Annotated in this window: 2 protein-coding genes and 1 pseudogene; all 3 read right to left on the bottom strand. The window is 55.2% G+C overall.

Annotated elements, in window-relative coordinates:
- Positions 1 to 650: pseudogene (locus BMW49_RS24315) on the bottom strand (hypothetical protein); the annotation flags it as partial.
- A 102-nt stretch (positions 651 to 752) separates the two neighbouring features.
- Positions 753 to 1,604 (bottom strand): PoNe immunity protein domain-containing protein, encoded by an 852-nt coding sequence (locus tag BMW49_RS24310; RefSeq protein ID WP_069522628.1) that lies wholly within the window; start codon positions 1,602 to 1,604, stop codon positions 753 to 755.
- Positions 1,601 to 3,856, bottom strand: a 2,256-nt coding sequence (locus tag BMW49_RS24305; RefSeq protein ID WP_208600993.1) for a DUF637 domain-containing protein, incomplete at its 5' end; no start/stop codon positions are given. The genes BMW49_RS24310 and BMW49_RS24305, both read right to left, overlap by 4 nt.

Raw genomic sequence — 3,856 nt, 5'->3', positions numbered from 1 at the left:
ACGCTGCGCTCGTTGATCACATCACCGGTCAGGGCGGTCAGGCTGACATCGCGCCCGGCGATGATGCCGCCCTGGGCGTTACGGATGCTGTCGGTGGCGAGCAGTTGCAGGCGCTCGCCCGCCTCGATCAGGCCGCTGTTATTGATGTTACCGGCGGTGGCAGTGAGGTTTTCGCTGGCACGCAGGGTGCCTTGGTTAAGCAGCTCACCGCCGCTGATCAGGGTCACGTCGCGGCCCTGGATCAAGGCGCCATTGGCCGCCAGGCGGCCTTCGGCCTGGGCCAGGTAGAGCACCGGCACCAGGACTTTCTCGCCGTTGACCTCGTGCTCTTCCAGCCAGACGATGTCGTGGGTCAGCGCGGCGACTTGCTCGCTGCTCAGGGTCACGCCCAGGCTCAGGCCGAGGGCATCCTTGCTGGCGAGGGCGTTGTCCATCAGGTAGCGGTACATCGCCTCGTCGCTGCTCAACCCAGCGAGGAAGCGCTGACCGGTGCGCGCCACCACGGCGTCACGCACCAGGCGCTGTTCGTAAAGGCCATCGCCCAGGCGTTTTTGCGCCGCGTCGGGGTCGTAGCCGAGGTTGCCGAGCAGGTAGTCCGAGCCCATAAACTGCTTGAGGTTGGTCAGCTCGGGGTTGGTTTCGATCAGGTAGCTGAAGCACCCAATGGCGCTTCACCGTGATCGGTTATTGAGTTTTTAAAGAGCGGTGAATAATCAAAGTGTTATCCACTTCACAGTACTCGGGCTGCGTGCTTATCTGCCAAAAAACTTCGCGAACCAACCGCTCTTAGGCGCACGGCGGATCAAATGAGTGCTTGGTCCGTTCGGGCGCAACAAGTCGCCTGGATAGTGTTCGTGCCCTAGACACAGGCTGTCGTCCAAGCCAAATGCTTTCACAACGGCTATGGCTTCAATACACCAGCGGCCGAAGTAGCTTCCTTTTTCCAACGGGTGCTTCTCCGAATCACCATAGATGTACCACCACAACTCCTCTTTACCCTTGCGGGCTAACTCCGTGTACCAATGCTCGACAAAATCGTGGAGCAGGAATGCCTGCTGGTCTTGCGAAACGTCAACGGCCTGCAGCAAACGGGCGTAAGGCTTTGGATGCAACACACGACGACCAATCACCCGCCCCGTCTGGCGACTAGCAATCACCCGATCGAGTAGAACATCCTCGCCTTCACCGCCGATCAGCGCCAAAAGCCGCTGCCACTGCTCATCCGGGACCTCAAGAGCTAAAGCCAGCCCCACCAACCAAAAGCACCAGTTGTAGTGATTAAGATTAGGCAGTTCGAACGTCCAATCTCGGCAGGTTTTCAGATTATGCTCAGCACAGATTTCGTCGGACAGACGATTTGAAAGTTCCCAAGCGTCGAGTAGCCCCGAAAAGTGTTGATCTAGCTCTCGGATGGGGTCACCTCGAGAGTAGCGTTCAAATATAAGTCGCAAGTGCTCAAAAGCTGCATCAAATGAATATTGCGGATCATACACGGGGGTTTTTCTTGGCTGACCTAAAGCAGCCAGCATCTTTTTTGTGCGGCCCTCGCTATGCTCAACCCATTTATCCCAATAAGTCACTTCCCCTATTGGTGCACGTATCATGGCTGACTCCCTGACAGACTCATTTTAGATGTCAGAATTTTTGACGTATCTATCGGTTTAGGTTTGCCCAATCCATCCAAAATTTGTAGTTCCGTAGCACCGTCGACACGCGTAGTGACAACCCAAGTTTCTGTGCGACCAGATTGGATCGAGTCGGCTATATCAGCCGCCAAAGCCCTATCCTCGACCGCCTTTTCCAACCGCCCAGAGCCCAGAGTCCAACTTTCACTCCCCTGTACCCCATCATTGGGTTTACCCAAAACAGAAGCACCGGTTTTGCTATCCGTGCCCACGAACTTATATTCAATCACCACGTAATCCACATCCGGCCGATTGACCTTGTACAGATCATCGATGCCGGTTTCCCCAACGCCAGGCATACGCGCCAACTTTTCACCATCCGAAATGATCTGCTTTACCGTATTTTCTCCGAACAACTCACCCATCACACCTTTCTGCTTGTTAGTCAGCTGTTTAAGGTCAAGCAGCGGTTTGCCATCTGCCCCATGGATACCACCACTCTTAACTAAAGCCTGCTCAGCCAACCCATTAAGAACATTGTCCAGTTTCTTGCCAACGGCATCGGCAAGCTCACCACTCAAGTTCGCAGTCGCCTTCCCTGCAGCCCCCACTGTACCCGCACTTACAACTGCCGTGACGGTACGAACCAGCAGCATGGTCTCCTGTGCAGTGGAGACGTCCATCCCATAAATAGCATTGAGCTTGCTGGAGATATCCTCATTCAGAGCTGTGGCCGAACCTTCGCCGATGGCGTTACCACTCTCATGGAGGCTATCCACAACTCCCTGAGGTAGCCCCTTGATACCCTCCCAAAGGCCATCCAAGACCATACCTGGTTCGTTAACGATCAGCTTGCCAAGCTCTACTGCATCATTTTTTAGAGAAACGCCTGAATCTTTAAGCTCCTTGAGAACTCCAGCACTCAGCTCTCTACTGATACCACTTTGTACGAAGTCCCTGTAGAACTGAGTATCAGCTGTATCGGCAAACATTTCTGGCCGGAAAAGTTGATGTCCAGATGCCGTAAATAAAGCCTGTTGCCCCCCTAAATCATTAGTGAAAGTCTGCCCGGAGTCAGCCAGAAATGATTTGGCGATATTGTCATCACCATCACTAAGCAACCCACGCCACAGGTAGTCAACATCTTTCAAGGCCTGCTGGCTCAGCCGCTCCAAGGCTTCTTGCTCACTGATACCTTGGTCATCCGCGAAGCGCTTGGCATTTTCTCTTAGCCACTTCTCTTCGCGTTCATGCAACTGCCGGTTATATGCCGTTGCATTCTTCGCCAACTCCGCTGCCTTTGCTGGATCGCCACCAGTCGCAGTTGCTGCCGCCACACCGACTAATTGCGAGACCGCAAGCTCAAGACTCCTATCTCCGTCAATCACATTCGTCAGCTGTTTAAGCAAAGCCTCGTTAACACCTGCGGCCAAGGCCCCGGTTTTAAAGTCACCACCTGTGGCTTCGCTCAGCAAGCCCCCCACCAAAGCATGCAGGGTAATCTTTTCCGGGCTACCTTCCTCCCAAGTATTGCCAAGGGCCAAGTCACCTGCCGCATTGAACGCCACCGCCTGCAGCAGATGCTGTACCTGTTTGGTCAATGCATTTCTCAGATTGTCCCCAAGACTTCCGCCTTGCACAGCCGTCTGGGCCACCGCCTGCACTGCACCCTGCGCACCCAGGTAGGAGCCAAAGTTGACCAGATCACTGGTCTTACTCAGGTCAAAACCTTTAGTGACCTTATTGACGTTGTCACCGGTTACACCAAAGGCGCCATCCAGCACCCCAGTAGTAAAGCCCGCGGTCAAAGCCGAGGTGGCGTAGCCTTTGAGGTTGTCGCTGGAGGTCACATCCTTGAGCACTGCGCCCAGGTCGCCACGGTTGTTGATAACGCTGACTGCGGCATTGCTGGTTGCACCAGTAGCGGCAGCGGTCAACGCCACATTGGCCCAGCCGGCTGCAATAGCCGGTGATGTAGCGGTTGCAGGGACCGCAGCAGCGAAAGCTGATCCTGCAGAAGTACCTGCCCCGATGAAGTTGCTGATCATCGGGCCTGCATAAGCCGCGATTGCAATCGCTATCACCAACTGCGCCCCAGCCCCTAACCCCGAGCTGCTGTATTTGAAGGAGTCGTGCACCTCCTTCACGCGGCGCCAGTCCACGTCGCCGCGTTGCTCCATCTCCTTGAGCCAGGCCAGGTTAGGATCGGCCTTGGCCATGGCTCCAATGGT

Source organism: Pseudomonas cuatrocienegasensis (assembly GCF_900110925.1).
GTDB lineage: Bacteria > Pseudomonadota > Gammaproteobacteria > Pseudomonadales > Pseudomonadaceae > Aquipseudomonas > Aquipseudomonas cuatrocienegasensis.
Note: the sequence above shows the minus strand (reverse complement) of the source record. Positions and strands in the feature narration are given on the sequence as shown.

Bases quoted from the DNA above. Each gene is read 5' to 3' on its own strand.
- BMW49_RS24310 (WP_069522628.1), bottom strand. From the start codon at position 1,604: ATGATACGTGCACCAATAGGGGAAGTGACTTATTGGGATAAATGGGTT.